At 58.5% G+C, this 16,097-nt stretch carries 13 protein-coding genes; 7 read left to right on the top strand and 6 right to left on the bottom strand.

Going from position 1 to position 16,097, the window contains the following annotated elements; translation table 11 throughout:
* Positions 1-8: 8 nt before the first annotated feature.
* Together BLU89_RS15835 and BLU89_RS15830 are read right to left on the bottom strand one after the other, a co-directional pair.
* Positions 9-1,043, bottom strand: a complete 1,035-nt coding sequence (locus BLU89_RS15835) for an acyl carrier protein (RefSeq protein ID WP_074737824.1) — start codon at positions 1,041-1,043, stop codon at positions 9-11.
* Entirely contained in the window at positions 1,040-3,232 is a 2,193-nt protein-coding gene (locus tag BLU89_RS15830) for a dehydrogenase E1 component subunit alpha/beta (protein ID WP_074737823.1), read from the bottom strand. The genes BLU89_RS15835 and BLU89_RS15830 overlap by 4 nt, the downstream gene beginning before the upstream one ends.
* A gap of 217 nt (positions 3,233-3,449) precedes the next feature.
* Between BLU89_RS15830 and BLU89_RS15825 the strand changes: the two genes are divergently transcribed.
* Positions 3,450-4,349: a LysR substrate-binding domain-containing protein gene (locus BLU89_RS15825; protein ID WP_074737822.1), complete on the top strand. Its 900-nt coding sequence runs from the start codon at positions 3,450-3,452 to the stop codon at positions 4,347-4,349.
* Between the two features lie 7 nt (positions 4,350-4,356).
* Here the strand turns inward: BLU89_RS15825 and BLU89_RS15820 are convergent, their stop codons facing one another.
* Together BLU89_RS15820 and BLU89_RS15815 are read right to left on the bottom strand one after the other, a co-directional pair.
* Positions 4,357-5,109 (bottom strand): nuclear transport factor 2 family protein, encoded by a 753-nt coding sequence (locus BLU89_RS15820; protein WP_074737821.1) that lies wholly within the window; start codon positions 5,107-5,109, stop codon positions 4,357-4,359.
* A 212-nt stretch (positions 5,110-5,321) separates the two neighbouring features.
* Positions 5,322-6,479, bottom strand: a complete 1,158-nt coding sequence (locus BLU89_RS15815; RefSeq protein WP_074737820.1) for an acyl-CoA dehydrogenase family protein — start codon at positions 6,477-6,479, stop codon at positions 5,322-5,324.
* Positions 6,480-6,700: 221 nt separating this feature from the next.
* Here BLU89_RS15815 and BLU89_RS15810 point away from each other — a divergent pair, with 221 nt between their 5' ends.
* The 5 genes from BLU89_RS15810 to BLU89_RS15790 all read left to right on the top strand — a co-directional run bounded on the left by BLU89_RS15810 (position 6,701) and on the right by BLU89_RS15790 (position 14,442).
* Positions 6,701-7,333 carry a pyridoxamine 5'-phosphate oxidase family protein gene (locus BLU89_RS15810; protein ID WP_074737819.1) on the top strand — a complete coding sequence of 211 codons (633 nt, stop codon included), beginning with the start codon at positions 6,701-6,703 and terminating at the stop codon, positions 7,331-7,333.
* A gap of 104 nt (positions 7,334-7,437) precedes the next feature.
* Positions 7,438-9,912 carry a heavy metal translocating P-type ATPase gene (locus tag BLU89_RS15805; RefSeq protein WP_074737818.1) on the top strand — a complete coding sequence of 825 codons (2,475 nt, stop codon included), beginning with the start codon at positions 7,438-7,440 and terminating at the stop codon, positions 9,910-9,912.
* On the top strand, positions 9,909-10,298 hold the full coding sequence (cueR, locus tag BLU89_RS15800; protein ID WP_074737817.1) for a Cu(I)-responsive transcriptional regulator: 390 nt from the start codon (positions 9,909-9,911) through the stop codon (positions 10,296-10,298). Before BLU89_RS15805 ends, cueR begins: the two co-directional genes overlap by 4 nt.
* A gap of 101 nt (positions 10,299-10,399) precedes the next feature.
* A complete protein-coding gene (locus BLU89_RS15795; protein WP_074737816.1) occupies positions 10,400-11,272 on the top strand; it encodes an NAD(P)-dependent oxidoreductase in 873 nt (290 codons plus the stop codon).
* Between the two features lie 104 nt (positions 11,273-11,376).
* On the top strand, positions 11,377-14,442 hold the full coding sequence (locus tag BLU89_RS15790) for an aminotransferase class III-fold pyridoxal phosphate-dependent enzyme (RefSeq protein WP_074737815.1): 3,066 nt from the start codon (positions 11,377-11,379) through the stop codon (positions 14,440-14,442).
* Between the two features lie 45 nt (positions 14,443-14,487).
* On the opposite strand, the gene BLU89_RS15785 is transcribed toward BLU89_RS15790, so the two are convergent.
* Both BLU89_RS15785 and hemP read right to left on the bottom strand, forming a co-directional pair.
* Complete coding sequence (locus tag BLU89_RS15785; RefSeq protein WP_074737814.1) at positions 14,488-14,964, bottom strand: hypothetical protein; 477 nt, start codon at positions 14,962-14,964, stop codon at positions 14,488-14,490.
* A complete protein-coding gene (gene hemP / locus BLU89_RS15780; protein ID WP_074737813.1) occupies positions 14,961-15,128 on the bottom strand; it encodes a hemin uptake protein HemP in 168 nt (55 codons plus the stop codon). The genes BLU89_RS15785 and hemP overlap by 4 nt, the downstream gene beginning before the upstream one ends.
* A 224-nt stretch (positions 15,129-15,352) precedes the next feature.
* Between hemP and gph the strand changes: the two genes are divergently transcribed.
* Positions 15,353-16,042 (top strand): phosphoglycolate phosphatase, encoded by a 690-nt coding sequence (gene gph / locus BLU89_RS15775; protein WP_074737812.1) that lies wholly within the window; start codon positions 15,353-15,355, stop codon positions 16,040-16,042.
* The last annotated feature ends 55 nt before the right edge of the window (positions 16,043-16,097 follow it).

Raw genomic sequence — 16,097 nt, 5'->3', positions numbered from 1 at the left:
GACCGGCGTCATCCGGTTGCAAGGGCCCGTTGATCTGCCCGTCCCATGGCGACCAGAAACGGGTCCGCTTCCTGCTGCGTCTGGAACGACGCCTTGTCCGTCATCCCCCGCCAGCCCCCAAGTACCAGAGATTGCGCGACCGCGCCGCCCAGCGTAGCACCCGGACCGGTGACGATGAACAGGTCTGGGGCAAATTCACGCGCAGCGGTCTGAATGGCGTGGGTAAAGTCATAGGGCGCGGTCACCTGATGCCCAAGAGTATATTCCCATAGCGCCTCGGTATCCGTCGCGCCGGGCCACCAGATCTTACCACGACCGTCGATCATCGGATGCCTGGGTTGACTGAAAAGATCAGACCCCAGTCGCGCCCGGCCTTCTGCGGCCACAGGGGCCTGCATCGCGGTGTGAAAGGCGGCGTGATTGGCCAGCCGCAGCGGAAACCGGTCCTGCACAACAGGATGGGTGGCCTCAAACGCCTGCAGTCCGGCCTCATCCCCCGCAAGCACCAACATTCCGCCAAGATCTATCGAAAGCGCCAGCGTATGGTAGTTCAATTCGTTAATCCGCGCGACCTCGCCCAACAGGTCGGCCTTTCGTGCCGGATCATTCTTCCACAGGTCGCCGACGAAAGGGTATACCAGTTGGCCGCCGATCAGATGCTGCTGCATCAAAGTGCCCATTGTATTGACCACGCGAAAGCCGTTCTCGGGTGTTAGTGCCCCTGCGGCGGCCAATGCGATGTACCATCCCATCGAATTGCCCGTGACTGCGACGACTTCGATATCTTCGGCCAGCGCCTGCGCATCTGCCAACGATGCTGAATAGATCAGGGGTGAGGCCACATCCCCGCGCGAGTATTTGCCAACGCCATAGCGACTGGCCCCGTCAAGCGCCGTGATTGCATCCTGCCCAGCCTCGGCACGGATGGCATCGAAGCTACGAAACAGGTCCATTCGCTCTGTGTGGTGGTGATGCAGATAGCCAAGCTCGGGCTTGTTATATGTGCCCCGACCCGGGCAAATCAAAACAGCGGTACGGGTCATGATTTTGCTCCGGTAAGGGTCAGCGCCGCAGAAACTATTCTGTCTTTCGATGGGAGAGGTGCGGCATAGGCCGGACCAGTCGCGATAAAGCAATCTTCGGCCACAACACGGGCGGTCGGCGTGGCGGGACTTTCTTCGACGAAGAAAGTCATCAGCGCCTCGGATTGACTGCCGGTCCGACGACATTCGTCAACGACCAAAACATGCGCGCATGTTTTGGTGGCTTCGCGCAAGGCCTCGGTTGGCAACGGAGCCAGCCAACGCAGATCGATGATCCGGGTTTTCAATCCCGCTGCTTCAAGTTCAGGCAAGGACTGATGTGAAAGGTAATGCCCGTTGCCATAGGTTACGATGGCCAGATCTGTTCCGTCGCCATGCACCCCAACCTCGCCCAGCGCGATCTTCTGGTCCAGAGGCGGATAGGTGGTCATCCAGCTTCCATCCTGCGCCCCGTGAAGATCGCGCATCGGATAGAGCGCGATTGGTTCAAGAAACACCACGACGCGCTGCTCTTCACGGGCCAGTCGCACGCATTCGCGCAGCATCCGCGCCGCATCGGCCCCGTTAGACGGGCAGGCGATGATCACACCGGGTATATCACGCAGCACGGCCAATGAGTTGTCGTTGTGGAAATGCCCCCCGAACCCTTTTTGATATCCCAATCCGGCGATCCTCAGAACCATCGGGTTCGAATACTGACCGTTCGAGAAGAAAGGTAGCGTGGCAGCCTCACCCCGTATCTGGTCCTCGGCGTTGTGCAGATAGGCCAAAAACTGGATTTCGGGGATCGGGATGAAACCGTTGTGACCCATGCCGATGGCAAGCCCGAGTATGGATTGCTCATCCAGCAGCGTGTCAATCACTCGGTCCGGGCCAAAGCGCTGCTGCAATTTCTGCGTCACGCCATAGACGCCGCCCTTGCGACCAACGTCTTCGCCCATGCAGACGAGTTCAGTATGTTCCAGCATCAGGTCGGTCAGCGCCCAGTTGATCAGACGGCTCATCGGTTGCGGCTCAGCCATCACACGCATATCACCGCCAAAGGCTTTGGCGCGCGCCTCGGCACTGGGACCATTGGTGGGTTTACAGACGCGCTTGGGCGGGATCAGACTGGTCATCACCTCGGACGCAGTGACCAAATGCGGGCGCGTTACTGCATCAGCGGCCACGCGATCCGTGCGGGCACAGGTGTCGCGATAGATGGACAATGCCTGATCCGGCGACAACGCCCCCGCCTGATCCAGCAGGCGCACTGAATGCAACAGCGGATCGTTGGCCTCATCCGCCTCAACCTCGGATTTCGGCAAATAGGTCGTCGGCACATCCGCCCCGGCATGCCCATACAGACGAACGGTTTTCAGATGCAGGAAGGCGGGCTTCCGGCGTTTGCGGACATACTCAGCGGCCTCTGTCGCAACGGCAAAGGTTTCATAGATATCCAACCCGTTGGCCTGAAAATACTTGATCCCCGGACGATGCTCCATCGATGCCTGGATCCAGCCCTTGGGCGTTTTGACCGAGATGCCGATGCCGTTATCTTCGCACACGAACAGCAAAGGCAAAGGCGTCGATTGCACACTGGTCCAACCCGCAGTGTTGATCGCCCCCTGCGCAGTAGAATGATTCGCCGAAGCGTCCCCGAACGAGCACATCGCAATCCCGTCTTCTGGCAACACAAGATGTTCAGGCGCATGACGGCGCGCGGCCCCAAGCGCATAGGCCGCTCCCACCGCCTTGGGTAAATGGCTGGCAATGGTCGAAGTCTGCGGGGGGATCATCAGCGCCTTTGACCCAAGCACTTTATGCCGCCCGCCCGAGGTCGGGTCGTCTTTCGAACACGCGAAGCTCAGCAGCATATCCCACGTGATCTGCTGGCCGGGAACCTGTTCGGCCCGGGCAATCTGGAACGCCGCATCCCGGTAATGCAGGAATGCAATATCGGTCGGGCGCAATGCCTGCGCGACGGCGGCCATGCCTTCGTGCCCGGACGAGCCGATGGTGTAGAACCCCTGCCCGGCCTTTTGCATTGCCCGACTGGTCCGATCCAAAGCCCGGCTGAGAACCTGCGACCGGAACAGCGAAACAGCATCCAAATCGCTCAATCCCGGGCGCGGCGGTGGACCGTCAGGAAGGTTGCGATCTGCGACGCGGGTCAGGAAGTTCTCATGTACAATCTGGGCGCGGTCCATGGCTCTCGCTTTTGTCTGGTTTGTATCATCGGCCTTGGCTGGCTTCTGGGCGGGCTTGACCCGCCGGTTGATTAGTCCCGCGCTCAGGCGTGAATTTCAAGATCGCAGATGCGTGGGCGCGCAGTCAGTCACCTAAGCGATGCGATCCAACAGTCATCGCGCTGGCGGTTGGAAAAAACCAGTGTTATTGCATTCATAAGGTATGAGGATTTGTTATATGATTGCGCCTCGACGGTTTTTACCTTCGATCTCGTCCCTGCTTGCGCTTGAGGCTGTGGACCGGTTGGGAAGCGCTTCGGCCGCGGCTGCCGAATTGTCCTTGACCCAAAGTGCAATCAGCCGCCAATTGAAGACGATGGAAGACCAACTTGGGGTTCAGCTGATCGAGCGAAGCCAGATGCGGTTGCACCTGACGCCTGCGGCCAAAGACTATGTGCAAATCGCAAGGTCTGCGGTGCAGGAACTGGCTCAAGCGGCATTGAAACTCAAAGCAAACCCGGCGGGTGGGTCGCTTAACCTGTCAATCCTTCCCGCGTTCGGGATGCATTGGCTTGCACCTCGCTTACAGGACTTTGCCCGGCGTCACCCAGAAGTCACGGTCAATCTGGGCACCCGGCTCAAACCGTTTGATTTCAATTTGGAACCCTTTGATGGTGCCATCCATTTCGGTCAACAGGATTGGGCGGGTGTCTACTATCTGCCCCTCATGCGGGAAGAGGTCCTGCCGGTCTGCGCCCCAACCCTTGCGACCACCGGTTTCGCCAATCTGGACGCGCTGAGTTCTGCGCCGCTGTTGCACCTGGAGTCGCGCCCCGACGCCTGGGAGCGGTGGTTCGAGATGCAGGGTCACGCGGCTGTAGGCCTGCGCGGAATGCTGTTTGACCAGTTCTCAACCATGATACAGGCGACAATCCACGGGCTGGGCGTGGCTCTGCTGCCATTTTATCTGGTGCAGGACGATCTGCGCACCGGGCGGCTTGTTTCGGCGTGGGGCGGGCCGCGCATAAGCCTGGGCAGCTACTATCTGGTCTGGCCGAACGACCGATCTGTGCCCGAACCGTTGCGGTCATTCCGGGATTGGATCAATGACCAGCTTGAGGCAGACGCTGGCCATTAGGCCCGCATCAGAACTTGCCGTTGTCATTTTTCCAGGCACTGCGTGGGGCAATGGCCTCAACCGTATCCCAGTGTTCGACGATCTTGCCTTCAGCTACGCGGAACAGATCATAGAAAGAGCTGTGTTGGCCCTTAAGCGCGCCTTCGCACACCGTCAGCACAAAGTTCCCTTCGGCCAATACACGATGGAGATGTCGATAGTTCACGCCCCCCGCATCAGATAACGCGGTCTGCAATGCCATCAGGTCATCAGTGAATCGGGGGCTGTGCTCCACAAAGGTTGCCGCGTCTAAACAGGCAGCAAACTGACTCAGTTCCTTGGCAATCAGCGCCTGTTCAACGAAAGACCGGACGAAGCTCCGGTTCTCCTCAGTTTTCTCAATATCGCGGATCTCTGTTGGGCCGTCGACCATACAATGGCCCGAATCATTCGGTCCCTCTCGTTTCTGGATATTGTCCCAATGCTCCACCGCCTGACCGCCTTCAAACCGGAACACCTCAAAGCCGATATTGCGGCGCGAAAAATCGTATTCCGTGTGGGCGAAGACAAAGTCACCGTCTTCGAATGCGCGCACTATATTCACCCGAGGTGAGGTTTCAGACAGACGTTTGAACAAGGCCGCAAGTCCCTCGCTGCCCTCATGAGTCTGCGGATTATGCTGAATGTACCGGGCTTCGTTCACAACTGATACCGGAGCCGGGTCGCCGGTCTCAATGCTTTTAAGCAGGGCACATATGCGGTCTCTGTTTGACATTCCCATGGTGAAGCCCCCTTGTGAAACGATCCTTAAGTATAATGGCAGCGGGGACAAATATCATCAACGTCAATGCCTAACATAACCTGCGCGGCCTAAGGCCTTGCGTCCTGCGGACGGCGGGGGCCAGGCAGGCGCGGGCTGCGCCCGCGCCTGCCTGGCCCAACGGGAGGAGACGTTCCGCAAGGAATGTCGACGACGCGCGGGAGGTCATTGGGTCAGACATCCAATGAACGCGCGATGAGTTCTTTCATGACCTCGTTGGTTCCGCCATAGATCATCTGAACCCGCGCATCCGCATAAAGGCGTGCGATCGGATACTCCATCATGAATCCGTAACCGCCAAAGAGTTGCAAACACTCGTGCATGACCTCGTTCTGCGCCTCCGAGCCCCAGTATTTCACCATCGAAGCGGTCGCTGCGTCCAGTTCACCGGCTTCGAGTTTGCCGATGCAGTCATTGACGAAGCTGCGCAGCACCTCAGCCTTGGTCTTGCACTCGGCCAGCTTGAACCGGGTGTTCTGAAAATCCATGACGCGCTGACCGAAAGCTTTGCGTTCCTGCACATATTTCACGGTTTCGGCGATGGCAAAATCGATCGCGCCCAGCGCCATGATCCCGATGGTCAGACGCTCCCACGGCAGTTGTTTCATCAACTGATAGAATCCCCGCCCCTCTTCCGGGCTCAGAAGATTGGTCATCGGCACCTTAACGTCCTCAAAGAACAGCTCGGCCGTATCGTTGCCCTTCATTCCCAGCTTTTTGAGGTTGCGCCCGCGTCGGAACCCCTCAGCCCCTTCGGTTTCCACCCCGATCAGAGAAACGCCCTTCGCACCCAGAGACTTGTCGGTTTTGGCCGCGACAATGACCAGATCGGCGGATTGCCCGTTGGTGATGAAAATCTTGGACCCGTTGAGCCGGTACGAGTTGCCGTCCTTCTCGGCTGTGGTCTTCACCGCCTGCACGTCCGACCCGGTGCCCGGCTCGGTCATGGCCAGCGCGCCGACCATTTCACCCGAGGCCAGCTTCGGTAGCCACTTCTGCTTCTGATCCTCACTGCCATATGCGGTAATATAGTGAGTCACGATGGACTGGATTCCAAAACCCCAACCCGCATCACCGCGCGCGGTCTGTTCATATAAGGTGACGGCATCGAACCCCATGCCGCCCCCGACGCCGCCATAGTCCTCGGCAATCGAACCGGCCATCAGCCCGGTTTGTCCCGCCTGCAACCAGAACGCGCGGTCAACCATCCCGTTTTCGGCCCATTTCTCGGTATTGGGCACCAGCGCATCATCCATGAAGCGGCCCGCCATTTCGGCAAACATCCGGTGTTCGTCAGTAACCCAGGCGGCAGTGCTGGTAAAAAGCGACATCAAAAAGCTCTCCAGATCAGGTGTTTGCCCAAGGTTACCCCTGCGTGCGATTTCTTCCAATCGGTGTGACGTGGCGTCCGGGGCAAGCGCAACGCAACGTCTTTTTGCGCACCCGCCGCATCATGTAGGGATGTGTTCACATCTCCGTTCCCGCTGCTGACAATCCCGAGAACCGACGCTCATATATCAGTGAAACCCAGACCGCCTCAGGAGACAGCACAATGCCCCGCGCCTTTTCTGCATTGACCTTCACGCCCGCTGTGCGCGCCCATCAGGAAAGGATGGGCTCTGCCGCGACCTATGCGAAGTTCATTGAATCCGGTCCGCAACAAGGTCATCAAATCGGCCCTGCGGAAGAGGCGTTCATTCAGGGCCGTGACGGATTCTATCAGGCCTCGGTGTCCGAGACCGGCTGGCCCTATGTTCAGTTTCGCGGCGGACCAGCCGGATTTCTGAAAGTGCTGGACCCGCAAACCATCGGTTATGCGGACCTATCCGGAAACAAGCAGTATATCTCGCGCGGGAATCTGGATGGGAATGATCGCGTGGCATTGATCCTGATGGATTATGCGAACCAGCGTCGCCTCAAGATTCTGGGGCGAATGACCTTCACAGAAGGCGTCGAGGCAGCCGCCGATGTTATTACCGAAGGCGCTGAGGCCGGGGCCGAACGCGCCGCAATCATAAAGGTCGAAGCGCTCGACTGGAACTGCCCCCGCCACATTACGCCGCGGTTCACAGAAGCCGAACTTCGGCCCCATCTAAACACTCTGGGTCAGCAACTTGCTGTTTTGCAGACGGAAAACCAGCGACTGCAGCGGGAACTGGATGAGCTTCGCGCAGCGGGCGCATAGAAAGGCCAGGTGCGGCGGTCGGGCGCAGATAAGAACTGTGCCTTGACCTTCCCGTCACTGGAACCCTTATGTCATGGGCGAAGTTCATTGTCGGGACGACTCGCATGACTGGTTCACTGCAGACACAAATCAAGATTACAGGGATGGGGTGCGCCTCATGTGTTGGCCGGGTCGAGGGTGCGCTGCTTGCTGCATCAGGCGTACGCGCTGCTGAGGTCAATTTTGCAACCGCATCGGCGGATGTCACCTACGATGGATCGTTTTCTGAGGTTCTGAGCGCCCTCAAAGCAACGGGGTATCCAGCAGCGACACGGCAGACTCGTCTGAGCATAGACGGCATGAGTTGCGCCTCATGCGTGTCCCGGATCGAGCGTACGCTGAAGGCGATCCCGGGTGTGACCGAAGCTACTGTCAATCTTGCCTCCAACAGTGCCATGATGACCTATGTCGAAGGTGCAACCGATCCAGCGACGCTGGCCAGAACCCTGACCGAGACGGGATATCCCGCACATCCAGTCGATTGTGGTGTTCCGGATCCTGATGATAGAGCCGATGAGCTCGCCAGCCTGCGCCGGACGACTTTGGTTGCTGCAGCGCTGGCCTTGCCGGTTTTTGTGCTGGAAATGGGAGGCCACCTGATCCCTGCATTCCACCATTGGGTGCACGCGGCCATTGGCCTGCAGACAAGTTATCTGATCCAGTTTGCCCTGACCTCGGCGCTGCTGATCGGCCCGGGACGGGTGTTTTATGCCAAAGGCATCCCCTCGCTGCTTCGCGGAGCGCCCGACATGAACGCGCTTGTCGCGCTGGGGACAGGCGCTGCATATCTATACTCGGTTTTGGCGACTTTTGCGCCGCAGTTGCTGCCGCAGGGCACCGCCAATGTCTATTTCGAGGCCGCAGCTGTCATTGTTGTGCTGATCCTGCTGGGCCGTCTGATGGAGGCCCGCGCCAAGGGGCGAACCGGGGCCGCGATCCGCAAACTGGTCGGGCTACAGCCCAAAACTGCCCGGGTTGAGAGGGACGGGGCTACGCTTGATCGGCCCCTCGCTGAAATCGTCGCAGGGGATATCGTGCAAATCCGCCCAGGTGAGCGCATACCTGTTGACGGAGACGTGCTGGACGGCACCACGTATATCGACGAGAGCATGATCACCGGTGAACCCGTGCCGGTCGGAAAAGCCAAGGGCGATCCGGTTGTTGGCGGAACCGTGAACGGAACTGGTGCGCTGCGCATTCGCGCGACGCATGTGGGCGCTGACTCGGTGCTGGCGCAGGTCATCGGTATGGTCGAACAGGCGCAGGGTGCAAAGCTGCCCATTCAGGGGTTGGTGGATCGGATCACCTACTACTTTGTGCCTGCCGTCATGGGCATGGCCTTGATGACGGTTGCTACGTGGTTGATCTATGGGCCAGCCCCTGCCTTGCCGCTGGCGTTGGTGGCCGGGGTTTCGGTCTTAATTATAGCCTGCCCCTGTGCGATGGGTCTGGCTACGCCAACCTCAATCATGGTGGGCACCGGGCGTGCGGCTGAACTGGGCGTGTTGTTCCGCAAGGGCGATGCGCTGCAACTCTTGCAACAGGCCAGAGTGATCGCGTTAGACAAGACGGGCACTCTGACTTTGGGCCGTCCAGAGCTGGAAGATGTAATGACAGCAAATGGATTTGACCGGGCCGATGTCCTGCGCCTGTCTGCCGCTGCCGAGGCGCGTTCCGAGCATCCGATTGCCTCTGCAATCGTGCGCGCAGGACCCGCCGAGTTGCCCAACCCGGAGGAGTTCGAATCTTTGACCGGTCTCGGACTGCGCGCACAGGTCGAAGGGCGTTCGGTTCTGATCGGTGCTGACCGGCTTATGGAGCAGCACAACATCGACATCAGTGACTTGCAGCCTAAAGTCCAGGAACGAGCCGCCAAGGGTGCAACGCCGATCTATGTCGCGATCGACGGGCAATCCGCCGCAGCCCTCACGGTGTCAGACCCGATCAAACCGGGCACGGCAGAGACGCTGGCACGATTACACGCGATGGGCGTGACTCTGGCCATGGTCACTGGCGATAACGCACAAACTGCGCAGGCACTGGCTGAAAAGCTGGGCATCGATCACGTTACCGCCGAAGTGCTGCCAGAGGGTAAAGTTGAAGCAATCAAAGCGCTGCAACACAAATTCGGCACTCTCGCTTTTGTCGGTGATGGCATCAACGATGCACCTGCTCTGGCGGCGGCGGATATTGGCGTGGCTATCGGAACCGGCACAGATGTGGCAATTGAAACTGCAGATGTCGTGCTGATGTCCGGCGATTTGCGCGGGGTCGCGAATGCGGTCGAAATCAGCCAGCGCACAATGCGCAACATCCGCCAGAATCTCGGCTGGGCCTTCGGATACAACACATTGCTGATCCCGGTTGCGGCCGGAGCGCTGTACCCATTGGGTGGCCATCTACTGTCACCGGCATTGGCCGCCGGGGCCATGGCGTTGTCCAGCGTCTTTGTCGTCTCAAACGCCCTGAGGCTACGGCGTATCCAGACCAGCATGCCGGATATCGGCGACAAAGCATTTCGTCAGGAGGTGGCGGCATGAACATCGGAGAGGTCTCAGCCCATACGGGCCTGCCCGTCAAAACCATCCGTTATTACGAAGATATTGACCTGATAAAACCGCTGCGAGACGACAACGGGTATCGCCGGTTTCGAGATCAAGATATTCACAAGCTGAAATTCCTGGGTCGCGCCCGCGCGCTGGGGTTCACGATCGAAGATTGCCGCACACTGCTGGCCCTTTACGAGGACGAGACCCGGGCCAGCTCTGACGTTAAACGTGTCGCGCGGGACCATCTGGCGCAGATTGACGCCAAGATCGACGATCTCAAGGGTATGCGTGAAACACTCAGCCATCTTGTCGACGCCTGTGCCGGAGATGACCGCCCGGATTGCCCGATCCTGAAAGACCTGGGCGGCAAACCCTAACGCAGGGTTGCCCTTTGGCCCAAGCTTTGCTTTGTCTCTGCTAGACTTCACGCCCTGTCGTGCCGATCAGGCCGGGGTCAGTTTACAGAGAGGATTTTCACATGGCAAAAGTTGCTTTCCTTGGCCTTGGTGTCATGGGTTACCCAATGGCTGGGCACCTTCAAGCTGCGGGCCACGACGTCACTGTATACAATCGCACTGCATCCAAGGCCGAAGACTGGGTTACGCAACATGGTGGAGCCATGGCGCTGACCCCGCGCGAGGCCGCAGAAGGGGCAGATTTCGTATTGGCCTGTGTCGGCAACGACGACGATCTGCGTATGGTTTGCACCGGCAAGGATGGAGCGTTCCACGGAATGACCGAGGGAGCGATCTTTGTCGATCACACCACCGTCTCTGCCAAGGTGACCCGCGAGTTATACGAGGTCGGCAAAGCGCAGGGGATCGCTTTTGTGGATGCCCCGATTTCGGGCGGTCAGGCGGGGGCTGAAAATGGTGTATTGTCGATCATGTGTGGCGGCGATCAAGTGGCCTATGACACAGCTGAACCAGTGATGCAGGTCTATTCCAAGATCTGCCGCCGCATTGGTGACAACGGCGCCGGCCAGATGACCAAGATGTGTAATCAGATCGCCATTGCCGGGCTGGTGCAAGGTCTCAGCGAAGCGCTGCACTTTGCTGAAAAGGCTGGTCTGGATGGGCGCGCCGTGGTCGAGGTGATCAGCCAGGGTGCCGCAGGTAGTTGGCAGATGGCGAACCGGTACGAGACTATGTTGGACGATCATTTTGAACATGGTTTCGCCGTGGACTGGATGCGCAAGGATCTGGGTATTTGTCTGGATACCGCGAATGAGACCGGAGCTTCGCTGCCGGTGACCGCGCTGGTCGATCAGTTCTACAAGGACGTGCAGAAGCTTGGTGGTAGCCGGTGGGATACCTCCTCGCTGTTCAAACGGTTGCGCACGTTGGGTTAAGGACAAAGGGGGCTGTCTGCCCCCATCGCGCCAAGGCGCGATTCCCCCGAAGGTATTTTCGGCCAGATGAAGTGGATCAAATTGGGAATGGCAAGGGGTAACGCATGGGCGATCTGAATGCATACTGGGCTGGAATGCTGCGTCAGAACTGGGGATTGGAAGCCCGCCTGACGCGGTTGGATGGGGAATATGACCTCAACTTTTTGGTCGAGGCCACGAATGGGCAGGACTATGTGCTCAAAGTGATGCGGGCCGGGTGCGATGCTGATCTGGTGGATTTGCAGATCAAGACGCTGGAGCACCTTGATGCCGAGGCGCCGGGCCTGCCGTTTCCTGCCGTTGTTTCTGATCTGAACGGAGCACCGTTGCCAGAAATAGCCGATGCGCAAGGGCAGCCGCGGCTGGTCTGGCTGCTTGAACGAATGCCAGGCCAATGCTTTGCCCGCAGCGCCCCCAAAAGCGAGGACCTGATACTCAAGCTGGGGCGCGTTCTAGGTGCAACGGACCGGGCGCTGGAGGGGTTCAAGCATGATGGCCTGCATCGTGCCGATTTCAAATGGGACCTGACCCAGGCTGGTTGGATCGTCGATCGGTTGGAGGCGATTTCTGATCCGGCGAGGCGTGCGAGGCTGCAGCAGATAGCCTCGGATTTTGATGCCATTGGTGATCAACTAAATGGGTTGCCGAAACAGGCGATTCACAACGATGCCAATGATTACAATATCCTGGTAGAAGGCGAGCTGAGTGAACGTCGGAGCGTCTCGGGCTTGATCGACCTTGGCGACATGTGCGCGGCACCGCGTGTTTGCGACTTGGCCATTGCCGGGGCTTATGTCGTTCTAGACCACCCAAAACCCGAACGCGCATTGGCAGCATTGGTGCGCGGCTATCATGCCGCCAACCGTTTGCGACCCGATGAGATTGATCTGATCTGGCCTTTGCTGAAGATGCGGCTGGCGGTGTCCGTGGTGAACTCGACCCTGATGGCGGCCGAGAACCCGGACGATCCATATGTGACGATTAGCCAAGCCCCGGCGTGGCGGTTTCTGGAGGACGCATCAATCAATGGCGCGCTCATGTCCGCCCGCCTGCGCGCCGCCTGTGGCCTGCCGGTTGTTGACGGTGCCGAACGGGTCCACGCCTACCTGTCCAGTCATTGCGGGCATTTCGCGCACATGTTTGGGCAGGATTTGAGCGACGCGCCAATGGGCTCATTATCCGTTGAAAATTCGACCTGGCCACAGAATCCGTTCCACATGCCACTTAAAGAGGCAGCACGGGTCGGAGAAGAATTCGGGGAAGGTCTCTGGCTTGGGTACTACAGTGAACCCCGCCTGATCTATGCAGAGCCTGGATTCCGCAAAGGCCCTTGGAAAGCGTCGGATCGGCGTACAGTGCATTTGGCAGTGGATGTTTTTGCGCCCGCCGGAACCGTGCTTCATGCGCCACTGAGTGGTCGGGTCGAGGCGGTTGAAAACCGGAACTCTCATCTCGATTACGGCGGGGTTGTGATCCTGCATCACGAAACACCCGAAGGTGATGCGTTCTATACGCTATACGGCCATCTGGATCCCGAGCTGTGCGAGCGCTTGAAATCCGGTGATCCAGTTGCACAAGGCGCAGCTTTTGCGCGGTTGGGTGATGCCAGCCAGAATGGCGGCTGGGCACCGCATGTGCATTTCCAGCTGGCGCTGACCACCGACGGCATGCAGGCCGACTGGCCCGGCGTCGCCGACCCGGATGAGCTTGAGCTGTGGCACGCGGTGTGCCCCAATCCGGCAGCTTTATTGAACCTGCCTGATGAGAAGGTTTTTTATCACCCCACCGATAAGCATTCGATCCTGCAGCAGCGCCGGGATCACTTCGGCGGCAATCTCAGCCTGACCTATGATGACCCGGTTATGTTAGTGCGCGGCTGGAAACATCACCTGTTCGACGAATGGGGGCGGCCCTATCTGGATGCGTATAACAACGTTCCGCATGTGGGCCACGCGCATCCTCGTATTCAGACGGTTGCAGCTGATCAGCTCAAACGAATGAACTCGAACACGCGCTATCTGCATCCAGCGCAGACCGCCTTTGCCGATAAGATCTTATCGAAGCTACCAGATCATCTTGAGGTTTGTTTTTTCGTGAACTCTGGGACTGAGGCCAATGAACTGGCCCTGCGTCTGGCGCGCGCGCATACCGGGGCAAAGGGGATCGTAACGCCGGATCATGGCTATCACGGCAATACAAACGCTGCGGTGGCAATCTCAGCCTACAAATTCAACAAACCCGGTGGAATCGGGCAGGCCGATTGGGTAGAGTTGGTGGAGGTCGCGGATGATTATCGCGGTTCGTTCCAGCGTGATGACCCGCACCGTGCCGCTAAATTCGCGAATTTTGTCGACCCCGCAATAGCCGCGTTGCAATCTAAGGGTCATGGTGTAGCCGGTTTCATTGCCGAAACCTTCCCTTCGGTAGGGGGGCAGATCATCCCGCCCAAGGGCTATCTGTCTGCGGTCTACGAAAAGATCCGAACTGCCGGAGGCGTCTGTATTGCCGATGAGGTCCAGACCGGCCTTGGACGGTTGGGCGAGTACTATTTTGGCTTTGAACATCAAGGAGCGTTGCCCGATATCGTTGTCTTGGGCAAACCCATCGGCAATGGCCATCCGTTGGGCGTGCTAGTGACCACCAAAGAGATCGCCCAAAGCTTCGATAACGGGATCGAGTTCTTCTCGACCTTCGGTGGCTCCACCCTGTCCTGCAGGATCGGGAAAGAGGTGCTGGATGTTGTAGATGACGAACACCTGCAAGAGAACGCCCGCGCGATGGGGGCGCGTCTAATGGACGGGCTCAAACAGATCGAGGCTGACTTTGGCTGCGTTGGTGATGTGCGCGGTATGGGCCTGTTTCTGGGTGTTGAACTGATCAATCCGGACGGCTCGGAAAGTGGCGAGATTTGCGGCTATGTAAAAAATCGGATGCGCGATCACCGCATCCTGATTGGTAGCGAGGGGCCGAAGGATAACATTCTGAAAATCCGGCCACCGCTGACCATCGAGGCCGAGGATGTGGACATGATCTTGTGGGCACTGCGCGATGTGCTTGCAGAGGTCGGCGACTATTCTCCAGTTCCCGAGTGCGAACACGACCACCATCATGCAGGTTGTGGTTGCTGCTGAGAAAACAAAACCCCGGCAAAATAGCCGGGGCTCTGCTACCACCGATCAGTGGAGCACCGAAATTGGGGGTTGGTGCCCGGTCGTCGGCAAAGGTACCGCTGCAGTCATTCGGCGCAAAGCCAGACCCAGTTCTTCGGATAATGATGCCAGCGCTGGGGCAAAATCTGGTCGCACGATCAGTGAGGCCATCATCATTGCGTCTTCGCGCGCACCTTCGGAAGCGGCTGCAATCATCTGGGCAAAACAGTTTTCATCCGCCCCAAGACACGCACATCCCAACCCGTGACGAACCAGAGGCCGACGGCCGTGATGTGCACACAGTGAGCACAGCCGATCCAGCGTCAGCATCGTGGCGCGGCCCTGATTTGCACCCAGCGCGATGTCAAAATCGCTTGCGGCGTTGGCGCGGCCTTCAACCCCATCGCCCCAGAGGCGCAGGTACATGACGGCACCCGCCTCAACAGGGCTTAGGTCGCTCAGGCGACCAACGGCTGCCCCACCACGCGAAGTTGGCGCGCTCATTTTGTCAGGATCAGTTTGCCTGCGCGGGTAATGCGCAGCGTATAAAGCTGATCGCCCAGCTCGATATGAGCCAGATTGCCACCTTTTGTCAGGTCTTCAGCCTTGTGGGACGGCAGCATAGAAACAGCATAGCTTTGAGTCGAAGTAGGGGATTGCGCGTTCATCGGACATCTCCAGAGCGTCATTGGCACATGGCCTTGTCTGTCTTTGTTTCGCTTTATCTGGCTGACCCTGAACCGGGTTGGCTATCTGTTCGTGAGCTTAATCTGATAAAAATAGTAAGATATGTCAAGCTTGGGTTTTTATGACGTCTTTCTCGGGTCGCTATTGCGCCGTAACGCGGCGCGTTCTAGGCATTGAACACCAGTAAACAAAGGCAGATTCGCAGATGACAGCAGTTGTAGTATTTGATCTGGATGGTACCCTGATAGACAGCCTTGCAGACCTTGCGGCTGCAGCAAACCGAATGCTGTCCGATCAGCGACTGCCCGCTCTGCCGCAGGAAACGATCCGCGGATTCGTAGGCAACGGCCTACCCAAACTGGTCGAGCGTGTGATGACCCATTGCGCTTTGGACCCGGAACGCCACAGTGAACTCACGCAACTTACTCTGACGCATTACAATGCAGGCGCGTGTGATCGGACGACCGTTTATCCCGGCGTGGTCGGGGCATTGGATGAACTGCGCAAAATGGGCTGCGTTCTGGGCATCTGCACCAACAAACCCGAAGCGCCTGCCCGGCATGTGCTGAGCGAATTGAACCTGTTGACCTATTTCGATGCGGTTTTGGGCGGCGATACGCTGGAGACACGCAAACCCGATCCGGCACATCTGCACGCCAGCTTCGACGCCTTGCCATCCGTCGGGCCGCGACTATTCGTTGGTGACAGTGAGGTAGATGCCGAAACAGCCCAGCGCGCGCAGGTGCCGTTTTTGCTGTTTGAGCGGGGATATCGGAAATCACCCGTCTCGGCGCTGCCGCACACGCTCAGCTATGACAACAGTGCCGCGTTGCCGGATCTTGTTCGACAAATTGTGCAGGACGAGGCGTTGCAAGCACGGCCTCAAAAAGATTGAGGGGCCGGCTGAGGGGGTAAGAAGCCAGCCCCTCATCGGGGGAAATCAGTGAAAG

It is taken from the genome of Ruegeria halocynthiae, from assembly GCF_900106805.1.
Lineage (GTDB): Bacteria > Pseudomonadota > Alphaproteobacteria > Rhodobacterales > Rhodobacteraceae > Ruegeria > Ruegeria halocynthiae.
The sequence above is the reverse complement of the archived record's forward strand: the minus strand, read 5'-3'. Positions and strand labels throughout refer to the sequence as shown.